Raw genomic sequence first — 22,338 nt, 5'->3', positions numbered from 1 at the left:
GGATGCCGAACCGGTCCTACGAACCGAGCACCGTGGACACCCGGTGGCTCGGCGTCGTGATGCACGCGGCGTTCTTCCTGCTGCTCGGCGGAGCGCTGGCCCGGTTCGTGCTGCGGCATCCCGGCGAACCGCGTACTCCCTGGATCATCGCGCTGTGCGTCGTGCTCGCCGTCCTGCATCTGCTGGGCCCGAGGACCGGCGACACGCGCCCCAAACTCACGGGGCGGCAATCGGCCTGGCTGGCGCTGGTCGTCGTGGTGTGGATGGTCCTGGTCGTACTCGCGCCCAGCTTCGCCTGGTGCGCGGTGCCTCTCTTCTACACCGGTCTTCGCACGCTGCCGGCCCGCGCGGCTCTGGTGCTCGTGGCGGTCCTGACCGTCTTCGTCGTCGCCGCGCAGGTACAGCTGTCGGGCCGCTTCGACCCGAACCTGGTCCTCGCGCCGCCCGCCGTCGCCGCCCTCGCCACCGCCGTCTTCCTCCAGATGGAACGGCACACCGCGCGCCAGCGCGTCCTGATCGACGACCTGATCCGCACCCGCCACGAACTCGCCGCCTCCGAACGCCGCGAGGGCACTCTCGCCGAACGCCAGCGGCTCTCCATGGAGATCCACGACACGCTCGCCCAGGGCCTGTCCAGCCAGCAGATGCTGCTGCAGGCGGCGGACCGGGTGTGGGACACCGAACCGGACAAGGCCCGCGCCCATGTGCGCACCGCCGCGTCCGTCGCCGCGCACAACCTCGCCGAGGCCCGGCGCTTCGTACACGACCTGGCCCCCGCCGACCTCGCCGGCGGTGGCCTCGATCAGGCCCTGCGCACGCTGGCCGGGCGGGAGTCCGGCGCCGACCTCTTTGTACGCGTCCACGTCGACGGTGCCGAGCGCCTCCCGCAGTTGCCCGACCGCGTCCAGTCCGCCCTGCTGCGCATCGCCCAGGGCGCCCTGGCCAACGTCCGCGAGCACGCCTGCGCGAGCAGTGCCGCCCTCACCCTGACCCTCCTCGACGACGAGGTCGTCCTGGACGTCTCCGACGACGGCCACGGCTTCGACCCGGCCGCAACTTCCGACTCCCCCGGCGTCGAACGCGGCCACGGACTGCCCGCCATGCGGGCCCGGCTGCGCGCGCTCGGCGGAAGCCTCACCGTCGACTCCTCGCCCGGCGAGGGCACCGTCCTGTCCGCGGCCGTTCCCCTGGAGGCGCCCCGATGACCCCCGACCGTGCTGCCGTACGCATCCTCGTCTGCGACGACCACGCCGTCGTACGGGCCGGCCTGCTCGCGCTGCTCGACAGTGCGCCCGACATCGAGGTCGTCGGGGAGGCCGGCACCGGCGAGGAGGCGCTCGCGCTGGCCGCGAAACTCGCACCGGACGTGGTGCTGATGGATCTGCAACTGGGCGAGGGCATCGACGGCGTGGAAACCACCCGCCGCCTGACGTCGGCCCCCGGCGCCTCCCCCCACGTCCTGGTCCTGACCACCTACGACACCGACGCCGACATCACCCGCGCCATCGAGGCGGGCGCCACCGGCTATCTGCTCAAGGCCGAGCGCCCCGACGAACTCTTCGCCGCGATCCACGCCGCCGCCGAGGGACACCCCGCCCTGTCCGCGCCGGTGGCGGGCCGCGTCATGGCCAACCTCCGACGACCCCGCCCCACCCTCACCGACCGTGAGCGTGACATCCTCACCCAGCTCGCCCGCGGCATCGGAAACCGCGACATCGCGCGCGCCCTGTTCATCAGCGAGGCCACCGTCAAGACCCACCTGCGCCGCATCTACGACAAGCTCGGCGTCGACACCCGGGCAGGCGCGGTAGCGGTAGCGAAGGAACAGCGTTTGCTGCCGTGAGGGGAGCCGGGCCTGCCGCGGCACGTGCGCACGTCATCGGACGGCTCAAGGGTTGACGCTGCTGAGGAAGATCCCCCACTCGCTCTTGAAGATGTCGGCGCCCTCGGCACAGATGCTCTCGGCCTCTGCCCGAAGCGGCGGCGGAGGGTCCGCCGCGTCGCTGAGTCCGTAGCAGGGAATCGGGTCACGCAGCCGGTCGATGCCGTCCTGGACAGCGCTGGTGGTGAGGAAGACGTCGCTGTACAACACATCCGCGTACTCGGGCTTCTTGACCCGCAGCCGTCGTGCCGTGTCGGCGGCGACGTTCTCGGCCGCGGTGAGCGCAGCCCCGCAGCGCCTGTCGTCCAGTGAAGTCGTCCTCGTGCACTTGTCCAGGTCGACGTCCGGGTAAGCGTCGGTCGCGGCATCGTAGGCGGCCTTGATGTCCCGCGTCAGCTGCGATGTCGTTGCGGACGCGGAGGAGTCCGGGACGGCTGAAGCGGTGGCCGACTCCGACGACCTCGCCGGCGACGGCGTCGGCTCGGCAGGCGCCGGATCGCCACTGCACGCGGTAAGCAGCACTCCGGCGGCCACAGCCAGCGGCAACGGCCACGTCCGCCTGATCGCATCTCGTCCCGAGAACATGCCGCGATCGTAGGGACGACCCGCCGGGAGGGGTCCCGACTCCGCTGCCGCAAGCGGCGACACGCACCGGGTTCGAGCTTCGGCGGACCTCGTGGCGGCGGCCGACGGGGTGCCGGTGTTCTCGTCCGACGTGCCGGTCACCCCTGGCCGCTGCCCGCCGACACGCACCACATGGTGCAGGACGACGAGCTGCTGACGGAGTTCGCCACCCGACCCGGCCACCGTACGGAGGCGGTGCGAGTGCCCCTTGTCCTGGGACCGGGTGAGGAGGCGTGGCTCCACGTCGACCTGCGCTCGTCCCCGGACGGACACCTCGTCCGGCCGGACGCCACACAGGTGCGGGTGACCGGATGGGCCGGCGGTGCGTGCGTGGGCCGCGTCCGGGTCGGCGACCGGCCCGCCTTCTCGGGCGGGGCGCAGAAAGGCTGAGGGGGTGGGGGCGTGCGGCACTACCCCAGCGGGTCCGCTTCGACCGACTCGTCGACTCGTTCCGCCACCCAGGCCAGGAAGGCCTGTACGTCGTTGGCGGGCAGTGCGCCCGCGGCAGTGCGGGAGGGGCGTTCGTAGCTGTGCAGTGCGGCCCGCAACAGCGGACGGAAACGTTCCTCGGCTGCCGCGACCGCCTCCGCCGCCCGGCGCTTGGCCTGCCAGCGGCCCGTACGGCAGAACTGCACGGAGCGGCAGCCGTTGAGGACCCGGTTGTCCGAGAGATGCCCTTCGCCGGCACTGTGCTCCCGGACCGAGGCACGGAGCGCCCTGAGCACGTCGGCGCGTGCGGGCTCGGCGATCATCTCCCGCGCCGGCCTGCCGTACAGCACACGGCCGGCCTGCCGGGCGACGGAACGGTCGATGACGTACCAGAACGCGGGCGACTCCGACGGGTCGAGGCTGGCCCGTTCGGGCAGGAGCGGCCCCGTGTTGAGGTCCAGCAGGTACCCGGCCTCGCCGGAAGGCCGGGCCGCGAAGTCGCGGTCGTAGACGACGAGTTCAAGTCCCGTCGCGGGGCAGGGCAGGGCGGGGTGGGCCAGTGCGGCGGCCAGCTCGGGGAGGGCTCGGCCGGGGTGCGCTCGGCCGGGGAGGGCGCCGTCCACGACCACCGTCACGTCGACGTCGCTGCGTCCGTGCCGGTAGTCGCCGAGCGCGACGGAGCCGACGGCGATGACGCTCACCAGGTGAGATCCGCACAGGGCATGCGTGCGGTGGACGACCTCCTGGAGGTAGGGACGCAGTTCGTCCGGGACGGAGTACGGGTCCACGAGAGTCCGGGTCATACCGTCAGTGTCCGCCCAGGCCGGAAATCGACGAATGCCCGAGAACCTCCGCACCGGGCTTCGCGCCACGGCTCCCGGCACATCCGGAATCACGCCAATATCAGCATCAGACACCTCGCGGGCGACGGGCACTTCGCCGCGCCCCGCAGACGGCCCGTCCCGCCTCTTGCCGTGCACATATGCACCCTCAGCAGGGGCTTCACACAGCCGCCGCATGCCCATTACACGAGGCACACATTCGGCCTGCCGATGACCGGAGGGCCCTTCGAGGGGCAGACGACGTGCGCGCCGGATGCCTAGCCTCCCGGGCCATGCGATCACCACGTATGAGACGCCTGGGTCTCTCCGCCGTCCTCGGTCTCCTGCTCGCCGTGTTCGGCCTGGCCCCCAGCGCGAGCGCCGACCCGGCCCCGGCCGCCCTGACGTTCACCGCCGACTCCGCCACCACGACACCCGGCGGCACGGTGCAACTCTCGATGACGCTGACCAACAACAAGACGTACGACGTCCTGTTCGTCTACCAGACGATCGAGCCGACGTGGCTCACCACGCAGCGCCCCGACCTGAAGTACAGCTTCACGGGCTGCACCCTCGCCACCGCCGCCGGCAGCACGCCCTGCGCCGGCACCGGGCCCAGCAACCTCGGCCAGAACTACGGCGCCACCATCCCGCCCGGCCAGAGCCGCACCGTCACGCTGACCCTCCAGGTCGCCGCCGACTCGGGCTGCAACGGCAACATCGGCTTCTACTCGTACTACTACGCCGAGTTCAGCGACGCGACGAACGCCAGCGGCGGTCCGGTCTTCACGCCGGAGACGCGCGTGCTCTGCGCCTGACACCCGTACAACCCGCCGACGCCCCGTGCAGGTTCCTTCCTGCGCGGGGCAAGACGGCGGCATCACGAGGTGCCGGACGTGCACCGGGCCATGGCCGGCGCCCCTTTCGGCCGGCCGTCACTGAACGGTCGACGGACCGTCCGGAACCCCCAGCAGCGCCAGATGGGCAAGGTCACCGGGCGGTGGCGTGCTCACCGACCAGAGGGGCGCCGGACTCCCGTCGGCGACGGCGGCCGGGGCGTCGGTCAGGTTCATCCGCTCGCGCAGCCGGCCGTAGAAGTCCATCGGTCCGAGCCGTACGGCCCGCAGCCGGCGCGGCGCCGCGTACACGCCGATCCAGTCTCCCGGGTCCAGAACGCCCCGCACCTGTCCGTCGATGCTGACGGCCGCCGGTCCCGACCGTTCGAGGACACGCAGTCCGACGGCCTCGTTGGGAGCCGTGACGATCGACCGGTCGAACGCCATGTGCGGGGCGACCGGCGTGAAGACGAGGGCCTCGGCGCGCGGCGAGACGACGGGCCCGCCGGCGGCGAAGCTGTAGGCGGTCGAGCCGGTCGGGGTGGCCACCAGCAACGCGTCGGCGGAGTAGGCGGCCAGGAGTCTGCCGGAGATGTACACGCCGACCGACACCTGGCGGTCCCGGGCCAGCTTCTCCAGCACGACGTCGTTGAGCGCGGTCACGTCGAGGGGGACGCCCCACTCGTCGTTGATCTCGCAGTCCGGGCGCACCGGAGGCGGCGGCAGGAGCGGGCCACGGCCGTACCGCACCCATTCCTCCAGACCCGCCGGCACTTTCAGGGGGCAGGAGGCGCGCATGGCGAGCAGCATGCGCGTGTCGAGCCTCAGCCGGTCCTCGCGCACCGCGTCCAGCGCGGCACGCACCCCGGACGCCGGCACCTCCGTCAGAAAGCCCACCCGCCCGAGATCGACGCCCAGGACCAGGGCGTCGTTCTGCGCGGCCAGCCGGGCGCCGCGCAGGAAGGTGCCGTCTCCGCCCAGGGTGACGACGAGGTCGGGATTGCCCGCGGCCTCGACCTCCGCACGGGCACCGCGGCGGTGCCCGTCCTCGCCCCACACGTCGATGTCCGTGCACCGCACGGCGTGCGCCTCACACCATGCTCGGACCACCCGAGCCGCTTCGACGGCCTCCGGACGTCCGCCGTGCACGACCAGGCCGAGCCGGTTCAACGTCATCTCCGCCTCCAGGGCATCTCGTCCGGTCGGCCGACGGCTGCCGGCCGGCAAGCCGACCCATTCGAGCATCCCTGCATTGCACCGGCCCCGCACGCGCGGTCAGCCGGCCCCGCACGCGCGGTCGGCGGCCGAGGAGGAAGGCACCTCGCTTCCTGGCCCCTGTGCCTCGGCGGCGAGCCGTTCAGTCTTCGGCGGTCAGCTCGGCCTCCGCTCTCGTGAGGGCCGCCTGGTGACCGAAGAGTCCAGGTAGGCCGCCCGAGTGCAGGAATACGGTGCGCCGGCCGGGGCGGATGTCGCCGTCCTCGACGGCTGCGGCGAGGCCCGCCATCGCGCGCCCGGTGTAGACGGGATCGAGCACGAGACCTTCGGTACGTGCGGTGAGGGTCAGCGCGGCCATGACGGGCTCGGTCAGTGCGGCGTATCCGTCGCCCACCTGGTCGAACCTCACTCTGAGCGCTTCCGGAGCCTGGTGTGTGCCGGACAGCCCGGAGACGAGGGTGGCCACGGTCCCGACAGGGTCGGGGACGGCGCCGCAGTGGACGCCGAGGACGCGCTCGGCACCCAGTGCGCCGACCAGGCCGGCCATGGTCCCGCCGGAGCCCAGTGCGACCACGACGGTGGAGATGTCCGGGGCCTGCGTGAGGAGTTCACGCCCGCACTCCTGATAGCCGCGCGCACCGGTCACGCTGGAACCGCCGAAGGGGATCAGCACCGGGATCTTGCCCCGCTTGCGTAGCTGCTGCTCCACCTGAACCGCCGTGGCGGCGAGCGCTTCGCCGCCTGCGGACCCCGCCCAGACGACCCTGGCGCCGAAGAGCCCGTCCAAGGCCAGGTTTCCGGACGCCGACGATCCGGGTGTGCCGGCGAGCACGAGTACGGCACCCAGGCCCAGCCGGGCCGCAGCGGCCGCCGTCAGCCGCGCGTGATTGCTCTGCGGCGCGCCTGTGGTCACGAGGGTCGTCGCGCCGTCGGCCAGCGCCGCGCCACACAGCCACTCGAGCTTGCGGATCTTGTTTCCGCCGCCGCCCAGGCCCGTGAGATCGTCCCGTTTGACCCACAGGTCGTCCGGCCCGAGACCGAGCGCGCGGGCCAGGCGCGGCACGGGCTCGAGCGGGGTCGGCCAGGTGCCGAGCGAGGCCGGTTGTGGGAATCGGCCGTCGGAGGTCATGCGCACCACCCTTGTCGGGACTCTGCGGGAACGCCGGCAGCGTTGCCGGCGAGTTCCATCCTGCCCGGCCCGAAATCGTTCGGCGGCCGATCGAGCGGGCGGGCCGGTGACGGGATCGAACCCGGCGACGGCACCCGCTGATCCGAGCCCGCCCGGTGCCTGCAGCGCTTCGGCCGACAGGGCATCGGGCGGGCTCGTCCGCCTCAGGGGGCGTGGTGCGGCAGGCGTCAGTCCACGATCAGTTCGGCGCCGGCCGCCGTTGCCCGCCCGACGAGCGCGCCGCCGAAGTTCCCCTCGACCTCCGCCTTCTCCGCCGCGTCCGGGTACGGGTTCGTGCACGCGGTACCGGCGCTGGAACCGGACATCAGACTGGAGCACGGTCCGGGCTTGCGGTCGGGCAGGCCCAGGATGTGCCCGAGTTCGTGGGCGGAGATGCGGATCGTGTCGTAGCCCTGGTCGACGGCCTGGCGCCCGATGTAGACGGTGCCGTTGCCCAGCGTGGTGGGCAGGGCGCGCGGCCAGCCGTTGTCCGCGAGGACCCGTATGTTCGCGCGCTGCCCGGCGCCGGCCGGCCGCAACTCGACGGCGTCGACGCTCTCGTTCCAGATCGCCGCGCCCCGGTCGACGGCGCTCCTGAACTCCGCGGAGCCGCTGGCGTCGTAGGTGAGGACACGGGCTGCCAGGGTGGTGTCCGCCTCGTCGAGCGGACCGGCCACCGCCTGGCCACCCATCAGGGACAGGGACACCACACAGGCGGCGGCCAGTCCGCCGGTCAGCCTACGTACGTGCATGATCGACCTCCTCGTGGGGGAAGGGGAGTCGTGCTCATGACATTCCCTGATCCATTGCCCAACGGGAGTGGATGTGAATCCGTCAAACCCGAGGCGGTCGCCGACCTGTTTCCGGCTCGTGCGGGTCACGCTCTTCTTCTCGCCCGCCGTGTCGCGTCGCCGGTCACGCGATGAGTGTCGTCCTGGTTGCCAGTCTGTATTTCCAGCAGGCGTCACCCGCACTCAAGGAGACCATCATGACCGCGACGTACACCTTCGACGTCTTCTCCAGCCTCGACGGCTACGGCGCCGCCGGCGGCGACTGGACCGGCTACTGGGGCAAGCAGGGCCCCGAGCTCCTCGACCGCCGCCTGGCCCTGTACGGCGAGGAGCAACGGATGGTCTTCGGGGCCAACACGTACCGGCTGTTCGCGCAGATGATGGCGGCAAGCACCGAGGAGTCCGAGGTGCGTGACCCCTGGGTCACGCGGATGCGGAACATGCCGACGACGGTCGTGTCGACCAGCCTGGAAGGACCCCTCGACTGGCCCGACGCGACCGTCGCGAGCGGCGACGCCGTCGACGTCGTCGCGCGGATGAGGGAGGAGTCCGACGTACCGTTGCGCTCGCACGGGAGCCTGTCGATGAACCGTGCGCTGATGGCCGCCGGCCTGGTCGACCGCGTCCAGGTGACCCTCTTCCCTGTGATCACCGGCCGGACCGGGCTGGACCCGATCTTCCAGGGTGCGGCCGACTTCGACCTCGAACTGATCGAGCACCGGACCCTCGACGGCCACATCCAGGAGCTCATCTATCGCCCCACGCTGCATGCCTGAGCCCGTCCGGGCACCCCATCCCGTCAAGGGGCCGAGCGTCACGGGAGTTCCGCCATCACCGCTGCGGGCGGCACTCGCGGTCGCACAGCCGGCTACTCGGGCCACTCCGAGTTCTTGATGACCGCCACGAAGTCGCCGCGTACGAAGCCGGGCGAGAAGTGGGCCAGCACGTCCGCCTTGACGTGGCACCCGAAGTGGCCCTGGTCACCCGGGGTGTGGAGCTGGACGTCCTGGGCATCGGCTACCACGCCGTCTGCGACGAGCAACGCGCGGCCGATGTGCAGGGGGATCTCCGGGGTGGTGTGCAGGGCGATCGCCGCCCAGACCCGGTCGGCCGGCCCGCCGGTGACGCCGTGGGCCTGCAGGAAGCGGCGGGCCTCGTCGGCACCGTCGATCTCGAAATGCCGGTCGGTGCGCCGGAAGCGCTCGGTCAGCCCCAGGTCGTGGAACATCACCCCCACGTACAGCAGTTCAGGATCGACGCGCAGCCGCTGCTCCCGCCCGCGCAGCGCCCCGAACAGGAACACCCGCCGGGAGTGGTCGTCCGTCTCCACCCGCCCACCGCTGCCGACGGGCCCCGGACGCGGCCGGCGCCTCCGCCCGCGGCACGGCCGGTGAACCGGTTCTCGCCCTGTACGGCCGTGTTCCGGTGGACTCGCTGAAGCTCGACGGCGACCGACGTGTGTCCGACCTGCTCCCGGCCTGGGAGCCGGAGGACCAGGACGTCACGGTGTCCTGCCGTCGCCCTCCAGCATGCGTTCGAGGCGATCGAAACGCTCGTGCACGGCGTGGGTCACCTCCGCGTACGTCTGCTCCATCGCTTGCTCCGCCTCGTGCATGCGGTGGTGTCGGCGTTCCTCGTCCCGTCCCACGAACCAGGTGGCCAGGGCCGCGGTGACCATCCCGTAGGCGGTGATCCCGACGACCATCACCACGACCGCGATCAGCCGCCCCCACAACGTCACCGGATAGTAGTCGCCGTACCCGACCGTCGTCGCGGTCTCCACCGACCACCACAGCGCCCGCGGATACGAGGTCAGCCGCGCCCCGGGCGCACCCCGCTCGGCGGACACCACGAGGCCCGAACCCACCAGGATCACGACCGCGAGGACGACCGTCGCGGCTCCGGCCGCCCTCACATGCAGCGAACGCCCCTGACGGCCCGACAGCAGCTCGACCACCCGGGCCAGGAAACCGGGAAACATACCCCGCATCCTGCGCCACACCCCAACCGGGCCCCACGAGAACGCGCCGCGGGACAAGAACCCCGACCCGAACAGCGGCCCCGGTCGACGGGCAGGCGACACAGCCGGACCTGAACGGCGCCACGGCCCCGGAGCGACTGACGTATCGCCGCCGAGGAGGACCACCGCGTTCCGGCGAAGCCGACAGCCGGTATGCCCAAGGGAAAATCCAGTTCATCAGTCTGCAAACCGGTCACCGGATCGGTGTAATCGGCACGGATGGCGGGCCGCCCATGGATCTAGCGTCGGAGTGCACGGGGTCACACAGGCCAGAAAGGCATCCACGTACTCATGTCCGTCCCGCAAGCCGACGCCCTCCCCGCAAGCGAGTCCGACACCTCCACCTCTTCACCCCACCCCGGCCACCCGTCCACCGACACCCTCGTGCTGCCGGTCGACGAACTTCCCGAGTCGGCGTCGTCGCCCGAACTGGTCGGCCGCCGCGTGCGGGACGAGCTGATGCTCGACGGCAATGCCCGGTTGAACCTCGCCACGTTCGTGACGACATGGATGGAGCCACAGGCTCAGCAGTTGATGGCGGAGACCGCGGAGAAGAACCTCGCGGACCGCGCGGAGTACCCGCAGATCACGGCGATGGAGGAGCGCTGTGTGCGGATGCTGGCCCGGCTCTGGCACGCGCCCTGCCCGGAGCAGGTCCGCGGCTGCTCCACCACCGGCTCCAGCGAGGCGGCCATGCTCGGCGGACTGGCGCTCAAACGCCGCTGGCAGGACCGCCGGCGCACCCAGGGCAAGGACACGACCCGCCCGAACATCGTCATGGGCGCGAACGTCCAGGTCTGCTGGAAGAAGTTCGCCAACTACTTCGAGGTCGAGCCCCGTTTCGTCCCGATGGAACCGGGCCGCTACCACCTCACCCCCGACACCCTCACTGCCCACTGCGACGACAACACGATCGGCGTCGTGACCGTCCTCGGGTCCACCTTCGACGGCTCCTACGAGCCCGTTGCGGACATCTGCGTGGCCCTCGACGGGTACCAGGCCGCCACCGGCACCGACATCCCCGTCCATGTCGACGGGGCGTCCGGCGCCATGGTGGCCCCATTCCTCGACCCGGGTCTCATGTGGGACTTCCAGCTCGAACGCGTCGCCTCCATCAACACCTCGGGACACAAGTTCGGGCACGTCTTTTCCGGTCTCGGGTGGGCCCTGTGGCGCAATGCCGAAGCCCTCCCCGACGACCTGGTCTTCGAGGTCGACTACCTCGGCGGCCGCTCCCCCAGCTTCACCCTCAACTTCTCCCGCCCGGGCGCCCACGTCGTCGCGCAGTACTACAGCTTCCTCAGGTACGGCTTCGAAGGACTGCGCAACCTGGCAGCGAAGAACCGCACGACAGCCCGCCTGCTCGCCACCCGCATCCAGGCCATCTCCCCCTACGAACTGCTCACGGACGGCTCCGAACTCCCCGCCTTCGCCTTCCGCCTGACACCCGGCACGCCGGGCTTCACGGTCTTCGACGTCGCCCAGGCGATGCGAGCACGAGGCTGGCATCTGCCCGCCTATGCCTTCCCCGCCCCCTGCCAGGACATCTCCGTCCTGCGCCTGGTGGTACGCACCGGGTTCACCGCCGAACTCGCCGCAATGTTCATCGCCGACCTGACGGAAGTCACCAAGCAGCTCCACACCACGTACTGACACCCGACCGGTGCGGGCGCGGAACGTGAACGCGCACGAGGGTGTCGTGGCAATGCTCGGCCCGGCGCCGAGCTGTGCGGGGATACTTCTCCGGTGCTGTTGACATGGATCGCCGAGGTGGCGGACGAGCCGCTGGTGCTGGAGCCGACCGACCGGCGGGTGGAGCGGGAAACCAACACCTGGTCGCTGAGTGCGGAAGCCGAGGACAGAGAGGCATTGTCCGTGTCGGAGGTGGTCTCCGCCTTTGAGCGGACCGCCGACGGCCTCCGGCGCCGTATCCGCGAGATGGGCTTCGCGGGGATGGCGACGTTCTACGTGTGGCACGACGAGCAGGCTGGGCAGCTCCGGTGCTCAACCGGGTCGGTGACCGCTGACGAACTGCCTTTTGGCGGCGCCTATGTGCCTTGCGGCGATCTCGGCGCTGTGGTCGAGGGCTTCCTGAGCCAGCGGGAGCCGGGCGTGGTCGCCTGGTCGGACCTTGCGGAGGGGCGCGACCAGCCCGAGCAGACCGCGCCAGAGCCAGCGGCCGCACCCTTCCCCGTCTGGGTGCGCAGCGTCGGATCGCTCTCACACTGACCGTAATCACACGCAGCTGGTCTATACCAAGCGGCGCTGTCTCAGTATCCTCATCCGTAGCGAGCCAATCAGCGCACCGTTCTCTCCCCCCACCAGGTTGCGTGCTGACGCGAGCGGCGCCCCACGACACGCCCCGGCAGCCGCGTGACCTGCCGATTCACCGCCTCTAGGAGGATCTCGGTGAGTGTTCGCACCAGAAGCACGGCGATCATCGGCACCGTCTGTCTCGTCGCTACCTTCGCCTTGACCGCGGCGTCGGCCGACGAGCCCGCCTCGCCGCGGCAAGCGGCGAAGGTCACCCTCAAGAACGTGGCCAGGGCCCAGAATCCGACGGCCGGCGCGGCCGGTCCCGGCGGGAAGCTCTGGATCGCCGAACGCCCGGGCACCGTAAGGGTCCTGGACAAGAACGGGCTCAGTCGGCCCGTCCTCGACATATCCGCCGAGACCACCACCGACGGCGAACGCGGGCTGCTGGGCATCGCGTTCGACAAGAGGTTCGCGCACTTCTACATCTCGTTCACGAACCTCGAAGGCACCAGCACCGTGGACGAGTTCGCCGTACGGAACGGCAAGATCCAGCCGCAGACCCGGCGTACGGTCATCACCCAGACGCAGCCCTACGCCAACCACAACGGCGGCGACATCAAGTTCGGCCCCGACGGCTACCTCTACATCGCGCTCGGCGACGGCGGCTCGGGCGGCGACCCGCACGGCAACGGGCAGAACCTCGACACGCTGCTCGGCAAGCTCCTGCGGATCGACCCGAGGGGCGGCACGCCGTACGCGATCCCGTCGGGCAACCCGTTCGTGAACGACCCGAACGCGAAGGACGAGATCTGGGCGTACGGGCTGCGCAACCCGTGGCGGTTCTCCTTCGACTCGGGCACGGGCGACCTCTTCATCGGTGACGTCGGCCAGAACGACTGGGAGGAGATCGACTGGGCCCCGGCGAGCAGCAAGGGCGGCGAGAACTACGGCTGGGCCCGGATGGAGGGCACCCATCCATTCCGCGGCGGCACGGAACCCGCGAACCACGTGCCGCCGGTCCACGAATACGACCGCGCGAACTTCGGCTGCTCGGTGACCGGCGGCTTCGTCTACCGGGGCAAGGCGATCCCCGCCCTCAGGGGCCAGTACGTGTACAGCGACTACTGCGACGGCACCGTCCGCTCACTGCAGTTGAAGAACGGCAAGGTGACCGCCGTGAACGACCTCGGAGTCAACGGCGGCGAGGTCATCTCCTTCGCGCAGGGCGGCAACGGCGAACTGTACGTGCTCGCGATCGGCGGCAGCGTCTTCCGTATCGACCCGGCGTAACGGCTAACGGACGGAGAACCTTGCCCGCGGACGCAGGAGTGACTGCTCGATGGCCAAGCGGCGGCTACGACTGTCGCTCAGGCCCGTCACTCAAGCCTGTGCCTGACGCCTGCGACCCACACCGGTGACTTTCACCGACGCCTCGGTCGTCCGGTGGCCGCCCGCTCCGCTGTCGACGTCGGGTTCCGAGTTGAGGGCATTGCGGACGGCGGTCAAGATGTCCTCGGTGTCGGCTCCCAGCGCCCGGGCGGCGGAGGTGAAGTCCCGGGCCAGAGTGCCGAGTTGGGGGGCATCGTGGACCTGCGGCCCGGACGGCGGTGCGGCCACCCTGGTGCCAGCCCCGCGGCGGGTGCGGATCAGCTCGACGGCCTCCAGCTCGCGGTAGGCGCGGGCCACGGTGCCCGGCGCCAGACCGAGGTCGGCAGCGAGCTGGCGCACGGTCGGCAGGCGCTCGCCTTCGGTCAGCCGGCCGGTGCGAATGAGCGCGGCCAGCTGGGCGCGGATCTGCTCGTACGGAGGCACCTGGCTGGTGGTGTCGACGCGAACGGTGCGGTCACTCATCGGCGGAAGTCCCATCGTCTGCTACCTCGTCGTCAACCGCCCGCGGTGCCACCACGGTTACCAGGGACCACCCGAACGTGAACAGGCTCAGCAGGCCCAAGGGGCAGATCGCCACGATGGTGACGGCGCCGAGCAGTCCTGCGCAGGACGTTTCCGTGAGCGCGACGAGCAGCATCAGGACGACGAGCAGGACCTGACTCGACACCAACAGCCCCCAGGCTCCCGTGATCGCCCACGCGCGGTCGCGGCGCTGCTGGTAGTCGCCCGGCCCGTAGGCGATACGGCGCAGGGCCCAGACACAGGCGGGGGTTCCGACCGCGAGGGCGGCGAACATCGGGCCGCTGTAGTACAGGCCGGGCCAGGGGCCGAGGGATGCCCCCATCCCTTGGCAGGCGACGTTGATGACACGGCCCGCCCCGCCTGCCCGGTCGGGGCCGGAGGAGGCCGTGACGGCGCCCATGACCAGCAGAGCGACGAGGGAGGCGGCCTGCAGAAGAAGCAACGGCGCCATGCGGGGCGGTACGTGGTTTCTGACCAGCCGCGGGGCGAGGCTCGCGGTGCGTACCGCTTCCTGGGGACGCAGGGTCAGAGCGTCACCGAGCAGGACACCGACCACGGCGCACAAGCCGAAGGCCGTGATGGCGAACACGAGGGGGATCGTGATGTCGCCGCTCTCCATCATGACCAACTGCTGTGCGGCCACGATGCCGATGGCCAGGCCGGACCAGCGGGCGTAGTGGTCGGCGTGGTCGAGGAGCCGGGACTGGAGCGGGACGGTGTCGAGCACGTGGAGATCCCCCAGGGCATCTTGTACCAAACGGTGGGTACAAGATGCCCTGGTCGGAATCTTGTGTCAAACCCTCGATACAAGAAGACGCCGAGCAGGCGGATCGGTGTCAGTCGGCTGGGATCTCGTTGATCAGGGAGCCCTGTCTCAGCCATCGAACGAATGCGAAAACCCAGGTCGCGGAGAGGAGAAGCAGCAGGATGAGGGCCAGGAGCCAGGGGGCGGGACGGGACCAGCCGGCGAGGAGGGCGGCGACGGCCGCTGTGACGAGTACGGCTTGCACCGACTTGTAGACGGCGAGGAAGCGGTCGTAGTCCGCCAGGGTGGGCAGAAGCACCACGGTGGTGATCAGCATGACGGCTACGGACCCGCCCATCAGCCAGCTCAGGGCGACCGGTGTCCGGTGGTCGGTGGCGTGCTCCACGAGCCCGACCATGCCCGCTCCGGCTGCCGCCACGGCCATCGCCATCGGCAGGTGCGTGAAGATCCACGTCGCCAGCGAGTGGCCGGACTCGCGAGGCAGTCGTCGGGACACCAAGTCGGCGTAGTTCCACCAGAAGCCGAAGCCGATGGCGAGCCCGAGCAGGCCCGTCGTCGTGACGAGTGTGCTGCGTTCGGTGTCCGTCAGGCCGTTCACGACACCGATGACGACTTCGCCGAGCACGATGATGATGAAGAGTCCGAAGCGTTCGACCATGGGTTCGGTCACAACGTGATAACTCGGCGCTCTGCGCCAGTAGATGAGAATGACGCACTCCACGCCGCACCACGCGACAACGAACACCGCCCAGAGAACGAGACGGACGTCGGCCGACAGAGGTGCCGATGCGGCGATCAGGATGATGCCCGCGACCATGACGGTCAGATAGCGACGGGGCGTCCTGCGCAGCTCCGGTTCGTCAAGTCGGTACACGGAGTACCACTGGTAACTCAGCAGGGCGAGCAGCAGTGCGTAGAGCGCCGCCAGGGTGCGGCCGTCGTCGCCGTCGGCGTGGCCGACGTAGACCGCCATGAGGGACAGCAGCAGCATCTGCACGAAGATCAGCGAGCGGGTGTGACCGTCCTCGCGGCCGTGCAGTTCGTAGAAGAGCGTGCCGTTCAGCCAGGCGATCCAGATCAGCCCGAAGACCACGGCGAACGTTGCCGTACCCCGCCAGGAGAAGTCCTCGGCATAGGTGTGGGCCGCCTGCCCGACCAGGACGACGTAGACGAGGTCGTAGAAGAGCTCGAGGAAGCTGACGCTGCGACCGGTGTCGACCTCGCCGTGGCGCCGGGGCGGGCGGAAGAGCCATCGGCGGGTACCAGCGCCCAGGGGGACTGCGGCCGCGGTGACAGGACGGGGCTCGGGGGCGCTGTCGGACATGTGAGGCTCCTGTATGGCGCGGCCGAACGTGTGGCGCGGTGCTGGTGACGGCTGCACTCGGGGACGTTCGTGCCGCGGGCGGCAGAGCCGCCGAGCCGGGCTCCGCTGCCGCTGCCGCTGTTGCGGTCCCGTCCCGCCGGGCACTCAGCATATGAACTGATATGAATGCATCGCGTGCAGGACAGACCCGCGTGTCACACGGGCGATGTCCGTCCCCCACAGCCACGGCGCACCGTCCACACCGCCCCTGCGGCCCCAGCAGTGCCCGGAGAGTTTCATGAGACGTCTGGATCCCACCGATCCGCCGGCCATCGGCGGCTACCCCTTGTTGGCGAGACTCGGCGCCGGCGGCATGGGGCAGGTGTTTCTCTCCCGCACCCCGTCCGGCCGTCCGCTGGCCCTCAAAACCGTACGCCCCGAGTTCGGCCGCGACCCCGGGTTCGAGCAGCGGTTCGCCCGCGAGATCGCCAGCAGCGACCAGGTGCGCTCCCCCTGGACGGTGTCGGTCGTCGACTACAGCCCGGCGGGGCACCGGCCGCAATGGCTGGCCACGGAGTACGTGGCAGCACCCTCCCTCGCGGACTGGGTGGCGTCCGACGGTCCGCTGCCCGAGTCCGCCGTCCGGGCTCTGGCGGCGGAACTCGCCGAGGGGCTACGGGCCGTTCACCGGGCGGGGCTCGCGCACCGCGACGTGAAGCCGTCCAACGTGCTGCTCGCCCGCCGCCATCCGCTGCTCATCGACTTCGGAATCGCCCGGGCCGTTGACGACACCCGGCACACCCGTACCGGCGGTGTCATCGGCTCCCCCGGTTACATGGCACCCGAGCAGGTCACCGGGGTCATATCGGCCGAGCCCGGCGACATCTTCTCGCTGGGCGCGGTCCTGGTGTACGCCGTCACCGGGAACGGGCCCTTTCTGCACCCGGGCGAGGATCCGTCCGCGGCCCAACTGCTCTACCGCATCGCGCACGAGGAGACCGCGCTCGTCGGCGTGCCGCAGGCGCTCGCGCCGTTGCTGACCGCCTGCCTGGAGAAGTCACCGCAGGACCGTCCCACCGCGGAGGAGTTGCTGAAAGGGTTCGAGGCCGGGCCCGGGGCCTGGGCCTCGGCACGGCCGCCGGGCCTGGAGGCGGACATCACCGCGCGGGAAGCCGAGCTGGCGGCGCTGCTGGAACACTCGGCACCCCTCCCCCCGGAGTCACAACCAGCGCCGAACCCGGCACCGCAGACCGGGTTCGGGCCACCGACCGCCGACGGCTCGCCGATCGCGTTCGGCCCTCCTCCTGCCTTCCCTTCGGGTCCCGCTCCCGGCCGCGTGCCTGACGCTCCGTCCGGGGCCGGTGCCGCGCCCGGCCGGCGGTCGGCGCGGGCGGCGTGGACGGCCGCAGTGGCCGCGGGCACGGTGGTGACCGCGGCCGTCGTCACGGCGCCGGCCTGGCACAACGGCGCCGATGACAGGGCGGGTGGGAACGGTCGTACGACCCCGCCCGCCTCCACCTCTCCTTCCGCCACCGCTGCCGGGAAGGCTCTGCCCGCGTCCTGGGTGGGCACTTGGAAGGGCACAGGACCCGGCAGCCCCGCCGGCGACGGCATCGTCAACGCGCGCACGACACGGGTCGCCGTGACCGTCACCCTCCACGCTGCGGGACAGGGCGAGATCGTGGGCAGACAGGTCAGCCACGTGACCGAGGACGGCACAGGCCGGGACCTCGGGTGCACCGAGACGCTGAGCCTGCGGGAGACGCATCGAACGTCCATGGTCTTCGAGGCGGTCACCAGCGCACCCACGGATCCGTCGGCCGGCATCCTGTGCACGCGAGGCAACCTCTACACCCTGGCCAAGACCGGCGCCGACACCTTGGCCCTGAAGAACGAGGGCAGTCAGACGACGGGGTCGCCTTCCCGGCTGACCCGCTCCTCCTGACACCTGACCGTCACCGGTCGGCGTGCACGTCCCCCTGAGCCGTGACAACGACGGCCTCTTGCTGAGGGAAGGCGCCGGGCGGGATACCCGGGATGGACTCCGTCCGGGTCGCCTGCTCATCACCGGCCGACGGTCCTCCCAAGGTCAGGCGGGTGACGATGCGGTAGCGGTCGCCGCGGTAGATGGAGTGGACGTACTCGACGGCACGGCCGTTGGTGTCGCTGGTGAGGCGCTCGAACAGGAGCGCCGGCGACAGGTGCGGCACCCCGAGGATCCTGGCCTCGGCCTGGCTGACGACGGTGGGCTCGATCGTCTGCACGGCTTCGCTCACCCGGACTCCATGGCGGTCGTGCAGGTGCTCGTAGAGGTCGCCCGTTTCGAGTTCCTGCGCGGTCAGCGTCGGCACCAGGCTCGCGGGGATGTGCAGGTGCTCGATGGCCATGGGGACGCCGTCGACCAGCCGTAGCCGCGCCACGTAGACGATGTCGGCGGCGGGTGACAGGTGCAGTTTGCGGCCGACCCTGGCACCGGCGGCGATGGTGGTGAACTCCAGCAGGCGGCTCGTCCAGGCGCCGGATGCCCTGGGGACGACCATGGCCCGGTGGTCCGACACCAGCTCCTGTGTGATCTTCTCCGGTGCCACGAACATGCCTCGGCCGTGCTCACGCACAAGGAGTCCCGCGGCGACCAGTTCGTCGACTGCTGCCCGCAGAGTTGGCCTGGAGACGTACAGATCAGCGCACAGGGACCGCTCGGAGGGGATGGCGTCGCCGGGGTTGAGCGATTCCATGAGTTCGAGGATGTGGTCCCGGACGCGCTCTCGCTTGAGAACCGTCCCCGACTCGCCAGCGTTCATGCTGCTGCTCCCGCCCCGCGTCCGTGACTTCACCTGACCAGTCCTCATTCCTTCTTACCACCGGTCGGGCACTGGTCAGATCGAGTGTAGCCATCAACCCTCCACCACGGCACGGCTCAGCGTGAATCGTTCCACCAACCGCCAGATAGACGCGGAGGGTTGACGCCTCGATTGGTCTATGCCACCTTCATCGACCAACAAGAGGTCACCTGACCAGTCGATGAACTGGTCAAGTGGCGTGGTGCTTTCCTCCCAGGGGTGAACTGTGAAGCTCCGCATGCTTGCTGGTGTTTCCGCGCTGGTGCTCGCCGGCGGTCTCAGTGCCTGCGGCGGCGATTCGGACTCGTCCGGTGAATCCGCCGACGGCCGGACGACCATCGATGTCTGGCTCATGCGCGACAGCGTCTCGGCGCAGTTCCAGAAGGAGTTCGTCGCGGGCTTCGAGGCAGCCCACGCGGACATCGACGTGAAGGTCCAGATCCAGGAGTGGGACGGCATCGGCGAGAAGGTGACCGCCGCCCTCGCCAGCAATGACGCTCCGGATGTCATCGAGACGGGCAACACCCAGGTCGCCCAGTTCGCGCAGAGCGGCGGGCTGCTCGACCTCAGCGGCAAGGTCGACGAGCTCGGCGGCGGCAACTGGCTCAAAGGCCTGGCCGAACCGGGCGCCTACGAGGGCAAGCAATACGGCATCCCGTACTACGCGGCCAACCGAGTGGTGATCTACCGAACCGACCTGTTCAAGAAGGCCGGCATCGACCCCGCCGCCATCAAGACCCGCGACCAGTGGATCACGGCCACCGAGAAGCTGAACAAGGGCGGGACTCAGGGCATCTACCTGCCGGGCCGGATGTGGTACGCGCTGGCCGGGTTCATCTGGGACGAGGGCGGCGACCTCGCCACGCGGTCCGGCGACACCTGGAAAGGCGCGCTCGACAGTCCTGAGGCCGTACGTGGCATGAACTTCTACGAGCAGCTGCAAGCGCTCGGCAAGGGCCCCAAGGACTCCGACGAGGCAGAGCCCCCGCAGGCCGAGGTCATGGCCAAGGGGCAGGTGGCGCAGATCATTTCGACGCCCGGCGGGGCCAACGTCGTCCTCTCGAACAATCCCGAACTCAAGGGCAGGCTCGGTTTCTTCCCGATCCCCGGCAAGACGGCCGAACGGCCCGGTTCGGTGTTCATCGGCGGTTCCGACCTCGTCATCCCGGCGGCATCGGGCAAGCAGGACGCCGCCTTCACGTTCGTCAAGGAACTCACCGGTGACGCCTGGCAGCGCAAGCTCGCCTCAGCCATGAGCTACGTACCCAACAAGACGACCCTGGCCGATGCGGTCGCCGCCGACCCGGGCGCCTCCGCGATGGCCGTGGGCGCCGCCGTCGGCCGGGCGACACCCAACACCCCCGGCTGGGCCGCCGTCGAGGCGAAGAACCCCATCAAGGACTACATGACCGCCGTACTCACCGGCGGCGATACCCGGGCCGAGGCTGCGAAGGCATCCGCGTCGATCACTGCGGCGATGGCAACCGGATCCTGAGTCGTCGTCGGCGCCGCCGCGTTCGAACCGCCGCCCGTCCCCCTGGACCCGCCGCCACAGCGCGAGTCGCACAGAGCGAGCCGCACCCCGAGAGGAGAGGACATCGTGACGGTCGCCCGTGAAGCCGGCGCGCCACCCACCTCGCTCCCCCGACCGACAGGCGGCTCCGCCCGCCCGGACCGCGGGGGCAGGCGCGGGCCCGTCGGGAGCGGAGCCTGGCCCTATCTGCTCGTCGCCCCCGCGATCCTGGGCATGCTGTATCTGCTCGCGTACCCCCTGGTCCGCACGGTGCTGATATCGCTCCAGGACTTCCACCTGCGTCAACTCATCCAAGGCGACGCCCGGTTCGTGGGCCTGCGGAACTACGAGACCCTGCTCACGGACGCCCACTTCTGGCAGGTGGTGCGCCGCACGTTTCTCTTCATGGCCGTCAACGTCACCCTGATCATGCTGCTCGCCACCCTGGTCGCCCTGGTGATCGAGCGGCTGGGCCGGGTGGGCCGTGTCACCGTACTCAGCGCGCTCGTGCTGACCTGGGCCATGCCGGTGATCGCCGCCACGACGGTCTTCCAGTGGCTGTTCCACTCGGAGTTCGGCATCGCCAACTGGGCCTTGCGACAACTGGAATTCACGTCGTTCGACCGGTACCCCTGGTTCGCCCACGGCACGGCCGCCTTCACGATCCTGGTCGCGCTGATCGTCTGGCAGTCGGTGCCGTTCGCGGCCATCACCCTGTACTCGGCCCTGGTCACCGTGCCGACGGAGTTGTACGAGTCGGCACGCATCGACGGCGCCTCGGCACGGCGTATCTTCCGCGCCATCACGTTTCCCATGATCCGGCCGATCTTCATGCTGGTGTTCTCGCTGGAGGTCATCTGGACCTTCAAGGCGTTCGTACAGATCTGGGTGATGACCAACGGCGGCCCAGGCGACGCCACCACCATCCTGCCCGTCTACGCCGTGCAGGCCGCTCTGTCGAGTCAGCGCTACGACCTCGGTTCGGCCGCCTCGATGGTCACCGTGCTGATGCTGGCCGGCGTGCTCGTCTTCTACTTCCGCCAGATGTTCCGCCAGGAGGGCGAGGCCCTATGAGCACCCCGCGAGGCGTCACCAGCAGCACGGCGCGCCCCCGGCTTCGGTTTCCGCTTCGGCTTCGGCGCATGCCCTTGCACATCGCCGCCGCAGTGATCGTCGTGGTCTGTCTCTTCCCCGTGTACTGGATGGTCGCGACCGCGTTCAAGCCCAACCGGGACATCCAGTCCGACAGTCCCCGACTGCTGCCCCGGACCTGGACGCTCGACCACTTCCGTGCCGCTGTCGACGCCGACGGCTTCGGACTGTTCTGGCGCAACAGCATCCTCGTGACCCTGGGCGCCGTCCTGCTCTCCCTACTTGTCGCCCTGGGCGCGTCGTTCGCCGTGGCGCGCATGCGCTGGCGCGGCAGACGGCAGTTCATGCTGATGGTGTTCATCGCGCAGATGGCGCCGTGGGAGGCGCTGATCATCCCGGTGTACATCATCTCCCGCGACACCGGCATGCTCGACCGGCTGCCCACCCTGACGCTGGTCTACTTCATGATGACGCTGCCGTTCACCATCGTGGTGCTGCGCGGGTTCATCGCCGCCATCCCACCGGAGCTGGAGGAGGCGGCACAGGTGGACGGCTGCACGCGGCTGAGGGCCTTTCGCCACATCGCCTTCCCCCTGCTCGCTCCCGGGCTGATGGCCACTTCGCTGTTCGGCTACATCACCGCCTGGAACGAGTTCACCTACGCCAACTTCCTGATCATCAAGCACCAGGACAGCCGCACCCTGCCCGTCTGGCTGTCCTCCTTCCAGAACGTCTTCGGCACGGACTGGGGCGCCACCATGGCCGCCTCCACGCTCTTCGCCCTCCCCGCGCTGGCCGTGTTCCTGCTGCTCCAACGCCATGTGACGGCCGGCTTCGCCGCCGGCGCCGTCAAGGGCTGACGCTCCCCTGC

Annotated in this window: 22 protein-coding genes and 1 pseudogene; 12 read left to right on the top strand and 11 right to left on the bottom strand. The window is 70.2% G+C overall.

Going from position 1 to position 22,338, the window contains the following annotated elements; genetic code table 11:
- Window positions 1–2: 2 nt before the first annotated feature.
- Window positions 3–1,205, top strand: a complete 1,203-nt coding sequence (locus ACZ7L5_RS28005) for a sensor histidine kinase (RefSeq protein ID WP_471519771.1) — start codon at window positions 3–5, stop codon at window positions 1,203–1,205.
- The gene (locus ACZ7L5_RS28000) at window positions 1,202–1,843 is read left to right on the top strand and encodes a response regulator (protein ID WP_471519769.1); all 642 of its coding nucleotides are present in this window, start codon (window positions 1,202–1,204) and stop codon (window positions 1,841–1,843) included. The genes ACZ7L5_RS28005 and ACZ7L5_RS28000 overlap by 4 nt, the downstream gene beginning before the upstream one ends.
- Before the next feature lie 45 nt (window positions 1,844–1,888).
- Here ACZ7L5_RS28000 and ACZ7L5_RS27995 read toward each other — a convergent pair whose 3' ends face one another.
- Entirely contained in the window at window positions 1,889–2,467 is a 579-nt protein-coding gene (locus tag ACZ7L5_RS27995) for a hypothetical protein (RefSeq protein WP_471519767.1), read from the bottom strand.
- 171 nt (window positions 2,468–2,638) lie between these two features.
- On the opposite strand from ACZ7L5_RS27995, the gene ACZ7L5_RS27990 reads away from it, so the two are divergent.
- Window positions 2,639–2,896, top strand: a complete 258-nt coding sequence (locus ACZ7L5_RS27990; protein ID WP_471519765.1) for a hypothetical protein — start codon at window positions 2,639–2,641, stop codon at window positions 2,894–2,896.
- Between the two features lie 20 nt (window positions 2,897–2,916).
- Here the strand turns inward: ACZ7L5_RS27990 and ACZ7L5_RS27985 are convergent, their stop codons facing one another.
- Window positions 2,917–3,738, bottom strand: coding sequence for an aminoglycoside adenylyltransferase domain-containing protein (locus tag ACZ7L5_RS27985; RefSeq protein ID WP_471519763.1), 822 nt, complete (start codon window positions 3,736–3,738; stop codon window positions 2,917–2,919).
- Between the two features lie 326 nt (window positions 3,739–4,064).
- Between ACZ7L5_RS27985 and ACZ7L5_RS27980 the strand changes: the two genes are divergently transcribed.
- A complete protein-coding gene (locus tag ACZ7L5_RS27980) occupies window positions 4,065–4,574 on the top strand; it encodes a COG1361 family protein (protein ID WP_328883595.1) in 510 nt (169 codons plus the stop codon).
- Window positions 4,575–4,691: 117 nt separating this feature from the next.
- Here ACZ7L5_RS27980 and ACZ7L5_RS27975 read toward each other — a convergent pair whose 3' ends face one another.
- The 3 genes from ACZ7L5_RS27975 to ACZ7L5_RS27965 form a co-directional block, all read right to left on the bottom strand.
- The gene (locus ACZ7L5_RS27975) at window positions 4,692–5,768 is read right to left on the bottom strand and encodes an NAD(+)/NADH kinase (protein WP_471519761.1); all 1,077 of its coding nucleotides are present in this window, start codon (window positions 5,766–5,768) and stop codon (window positions 4,692–4,694) included.
- A 181-nt stretch (window positions 5,769–5,949) separates the two neighbouring features.
- Window positions 5,950–6,936 (bottom strand): pyridoxal-phosphate dependent enzyme, encoded by a 987-nt coding sequence (locus tag ACZ7L5_RS27970; RefSeq protein WP_471519759.1) that lies wholly within the window; start codon window positions 6,934–6,936, stop codon window positions 5,950–5,952.
- 227 nt (window positions 6,937–7,163) lie between these two features.
- Window positions 7,164–7,727: a snapalysin family zinc-dependent metalloprotease gene (locus ACZ7L5_RS27965; protein ID WP_471519757.1), complete on the bottom strand. Its 564-nt coding sequence runs from the start codon at window positions 7,725–7,727 to the stop codon at window positions 7,164–7,166.
- A gap of 236 nt (window positions 7,728–7,963) precedes the next feature.
- Between ACZ7L5_RS27965 and ACZ7L5_RS27960 the strand changes: the two genes are divergently transcribed.
- Window positions 7,964–8,542 (top strand): dihydrofolate reductase family protein, encoded by a 579-nt coding sequence (locus ACZ7L5_RS27960; protein ID WP_471519755.1) that lies wholly within the window; start codon window positions 7,964–7,966, stop codon window positions 8,540–8,542.
- A gap of 92 nt (window positions 8,543–8,634) precedes the next feature.
- Here the strand turns inward: ACZ7L5_RS27960 and ACZ7L5_RS27955 are convergent.
- Window positions 8,635–9,084 (bottom strand): annotated as a pseudogene (locus tag ACZ7L5_RS27955) (HD domain-containing protein); the annotation flags it as partial.
- A 183-nt stretch (window positions 9,085–9,267) separates the two neighbouring features.
- Entirely contained in the window at window positions 9,268–9,747 is a 480-nt protein-coding gene (locus ACZ7L5_RS27950; RefSeq protein WP_471519753.1) for a potassium channel family protein, read from the bottom strand.
- A 330-nt stretch (window positions 9,748–10,077) separates the two neighbouring features.
- Between ACZ7L5_RS27950 and ACZ7L5_RS27945 the strand changes: the two genes are divergently transcribed.
- The 3 genes from ACZ7L5_RS27945 to ACZ7L5_RS27935 all read left to right on the top strand — a co-directional run bounded on the left by ACZ7L5_RS27945 (window position 10,078) and on the right by ACZ7L5_RS27935 (window position 13,332).
- Window positions 10,078–11,439 (top strand): glutamate decarboxylase, encoded by a 1,362-nt coding sequence (locus ACZ7L5_RS27945; RefSeq protein ID WP_471519751.1) that lies wholly within the window; start codon window positions 10,078–10,080, stop codon window positions 11,437–11,439.
- A gap of 93 nt (window positions 11,440–11,532) precedes the next feature.
- Window positions 11,533–12,015 carry a hypothetical protein gene (locus ACZ7L5_RS27940; protein WP_471519749.1) on the top strand — a complete coding sequence of 161 codons (483 nt, stop codon included), beginning with the start codon at window positions 11,533–11,535 and terminating at the stop codon, window positions 12,013–12,015.
- A 180-nt stretch (window positions 12,016–12,195) separates the two neighbouring features.
- Entirely contained in the window at window positions 12,196–13,332 is a 1,137-nt protein-coding gene (locus tag ACZ7L5_RS27935) for a PQQ-dependent sugar dehydrogenase (protein ID WP_471519747.1), read from the top strand.
- Between the two features lie 90 nt (window positions 13,333–13,422).
- On the opposite strand, the gene ACZ7L5_RS27930 is transcribed toward ACZ7L5_RS27935, so the two are convergent.
- The 3 genes from ACZ7L5_RS27930 to ACZ7L5_RS27920 all read right to left on the bottom strand — a co-directional run bounded on the left by ACZ7L5_RS27930 (window position 13,423) and on the right by ACZ7L5_RS27920 (window position 16,043).
- Window positions 13,423–13,893, bottom strand: a complete 471-nt coding sequence (locus ACZ7L5_RS27930) for a GntR family transcriptional regulator (RefSeq protein ID WP_471519745.1) — start codon at window positions 13,891–13,893, stop codon at window positions 13,423–13,425.
- Window positions 13,886–14,680 (bottom strand): hypothetical protein, encoded by a 795-nt coding sequence (locus ACZ7L5_RS27925; RefSeq protein WP_471519743.1) that lies wholly within the window; start codon window positions 14,678–14,680, stop codon window positions 13,886–13,888. Before ACZ7L5_RS27925 ends, ACZ7L5_RS27930 begins: the two co-directional genes overlap by 8 nt.
- Window positions 14,681–14,789: 109 nt before the next feature.
- The gene (locus tag ACZ7L5_RS27920; protein ID WP_471519741.1) at window positions 14,790–16,043 is read right to left on the bottom strand and encodes a low temperature requirement protein A; all 1,254 of its coding nucleotides are present in this window, start codon (window positions 16,041–16,043) and stop codon (window positions 14,790–14,792) included.
- Window positions 16,044–16,320: 277 nt separating this feature from the next.
- Between ACZ7L5_RS27920 and ACZ7L5_RS27915 the strand changes: the two genes are divergently transcribed.
- Complete coding sequence (locus tag ACZ7L5_RS27915; RefSeq protein ID WP_471519739.1) at window positions 16,321–17,967, top strand: serine/threonine-protein kinase; 1,647 nt, start codon at window positions 16,321–16,323, stop codon at window positions 17,965–17,967.
- 10 nt (window positions 17,968–17,977) lie between these two features.
- On the opposite strand, the gene ACZ7L5_RS27910 is transcribed toward ACZ7L5_RS27915, so the two are convergent.
- On the bottom strand, window positions 17,978–18,823 hold the full coding sequence (locus tag ACZ7L5_RS27910; RefSeq protein WP_471519737.1) for a GntR family transcriptional regulator: 846 nt from the start codon (window positions 18,821–18,823) through the stop codon (window positions 17,978–17,980).
- 265 nt (window positions 18,824–19,088) lie between these two features.
- On the opposite strand from ACZ7L5_RS27910, the gene ACZ7L5_RS27905 reads away from it, so the two are divergent.
- From ACZ7L5_RS27905 to ACZ7L5_RS27895, 3 genes are all read left to right on the top strand, one after another.
- Window positions 19,089–20,357: an extracellular solute-binding protein gene (locus ACZ7L5_RS27905; protein WP_471519735.1), complete on the top strand. Its 1,269-nt coding sequence runs from the start codon at window positions 19,089–19,091 to the stop codon at window positions 20,355–20,357.
- Window positions 20,358–20,462: 105 nt separating this feature from the next.
- Entirely contained in the window at window positions 20,463–21,449 is a 987-nt protein-coding gene (locus ACZ7L5_RS27900) for a carbohydrate ABC transporter permease (protein ID WP_471519733.1), read from the top strand.
- A gap of 68 nt (window positions 21,450–21,517) precedes the next feature.
- Window positions 21,518–22,327, top strand: coding sequence for a carbohydrate ABC transporter permease (locus ACZ7L5_RS27895; RefSeq protein ID WP_471519731.1), 810 nt, complete (start codon window positions 21,518–21,520; stop codon window positions 22,325–22,327).
- Window positions 22,328–22,338: the final 11 nt, after the last annotated feature.

This window comes from Streptomyces sp. NPDC107528 (assembly GCF_055639295.1).
The sequence above is the reverse complement of the archived record's forward strand: the minus strand, read 5'-3'. Positions and strand labels throughout refer to the sequence as shown.

Excerpts from the sequence above, each read along its gene's own strand:
- ACZ7L5_RS28005 (WP_471519771.1), top strand. The coding sequence starts at position 3 with ATGCCGAACCGGTCCTACGAACCGAGCACCGTGGACACCCGGTGGCTC.
- ACZ7L5_RS28000 (WP_471519769.1), top strand. The coding sequence starts at position 1,202 with ATGACCCCCGACCGTGCTGCCGTACGCATCCTCGTCTGCGACGACCAC.
- ACZ7L5_RS27995 (WP_471519767.1), bottom strand. The coding sequence starts at position 2,467 with ATGTTCTCGGGACGAGATGCGATCAGGCGGACGTGGCCGTTGCCGCTG.
- ACZ7L5_RS27990 (WP_471519765.1), top strand. The coding sequence starts at position 2,639 with ATGGTGCAGGACGACGAGCTGCTGACGGAGTTCGCCACCCGACCCGGC.
- ACZ7L5_RS27985 (WP_471519763.1), bottom strand. The coding sequence starts at position 3,738 with ATGACCCGGACTCTCGTGGACCCGTACTCCGTCCCGGACGAACTGCGT.
- ACZ7L5_RS27980 (WP_328883595.1), top strand. The coding sequence starts at position 4,065 with ATGAGACGCCTGGGTCTCTCCGCCGTCCTCGGTCTCCTGCTCGCCGTG.
- ACZ7L5_RS27975 (WP_471519761.1), bottom strand. The coding sequence starts at position 5,768 with ATGACGTTGAACCGGCTCGGCCTGGTCGTGCACGGCGGACGTCCGGAG.
- ACZ7L5_RS27970 (WP_471519759.1), bottom strand. The coding sequence starts at position 6,936 with ATGACCTCCGACGGCCGATTCCCACAACCGGCCTCGCTCGGCACCTGG.
- ACZ7L5_RS27965 (WP_471519757.1), bottom strand. The coding sequence starts at position 7,727 with ATGCACGTACGTAGGCTGACCGGCGGACTGGCCGCCGCCTGTGTGGTG.
- ACZ7L5_RS27960 (WP_471519755.1), top strand. The coding sequence starts at position 7,964 with ATGACCGCGACGTACACCTTCGACGTCTTCTCCAGCCTCGACGGCTAC.
- ACZ7L5_RS27950 (WP_471519753.1), bottom strand. The coding sequence starts at position 9,747 with ATGTTTCCCGGTTTCCTGGCCCGGGTGGTCGAGCTGCTGTCGGGCCGT.
- ACZ7L5_RS27945 (WP_471519751.1), top strand. The coding sequence starts at position 10,078 with ATGTCCGTCCCGCAAGCCGACGCCCTCCCCGCAAGCGAGTCCGACACC.
- ACZ7L5_RS27930 (WP_471519745.1), bottom strand. The coding sequence starts at position 13,893 with ATGAGTGACCGCACCGTTCGCGTCGACACCACCAGCCAGGTGCCTCCG.
- ACZ7L5_RS27920 (WP_471519741.1), bottom strand. The coding sequence starts at position 16,043 with ATGTCCGACAGCGCCCCCGAGCCCCGTCCTGTCACCGCGGCCGCAGTC.
- ACZ7L5_RS27915 (WP_471519739.1), top strand. The coding sequence starts at position 16,321 with ATGAGACGTCTGGATCCCACCGATCCGCCGGCCATCGGCGGCTACCCC.
- ACZ7L5_RS27910 (WP_471519737.1), bottom strand. The coding sequence starts at position 18,823 with ATGAACGCTGGCGAGTCGGGGACGGTTCTCAAGCGAGAGCGCGTCCGG.
- ACZ7L5_RS27895 (WP_471519731.1), top strand. The coding sequence starts at position 21,518 with ATGCCCTTGCACATCGCCGCCGCAGTGATCGTCGTGGTCTGTCTCTTC.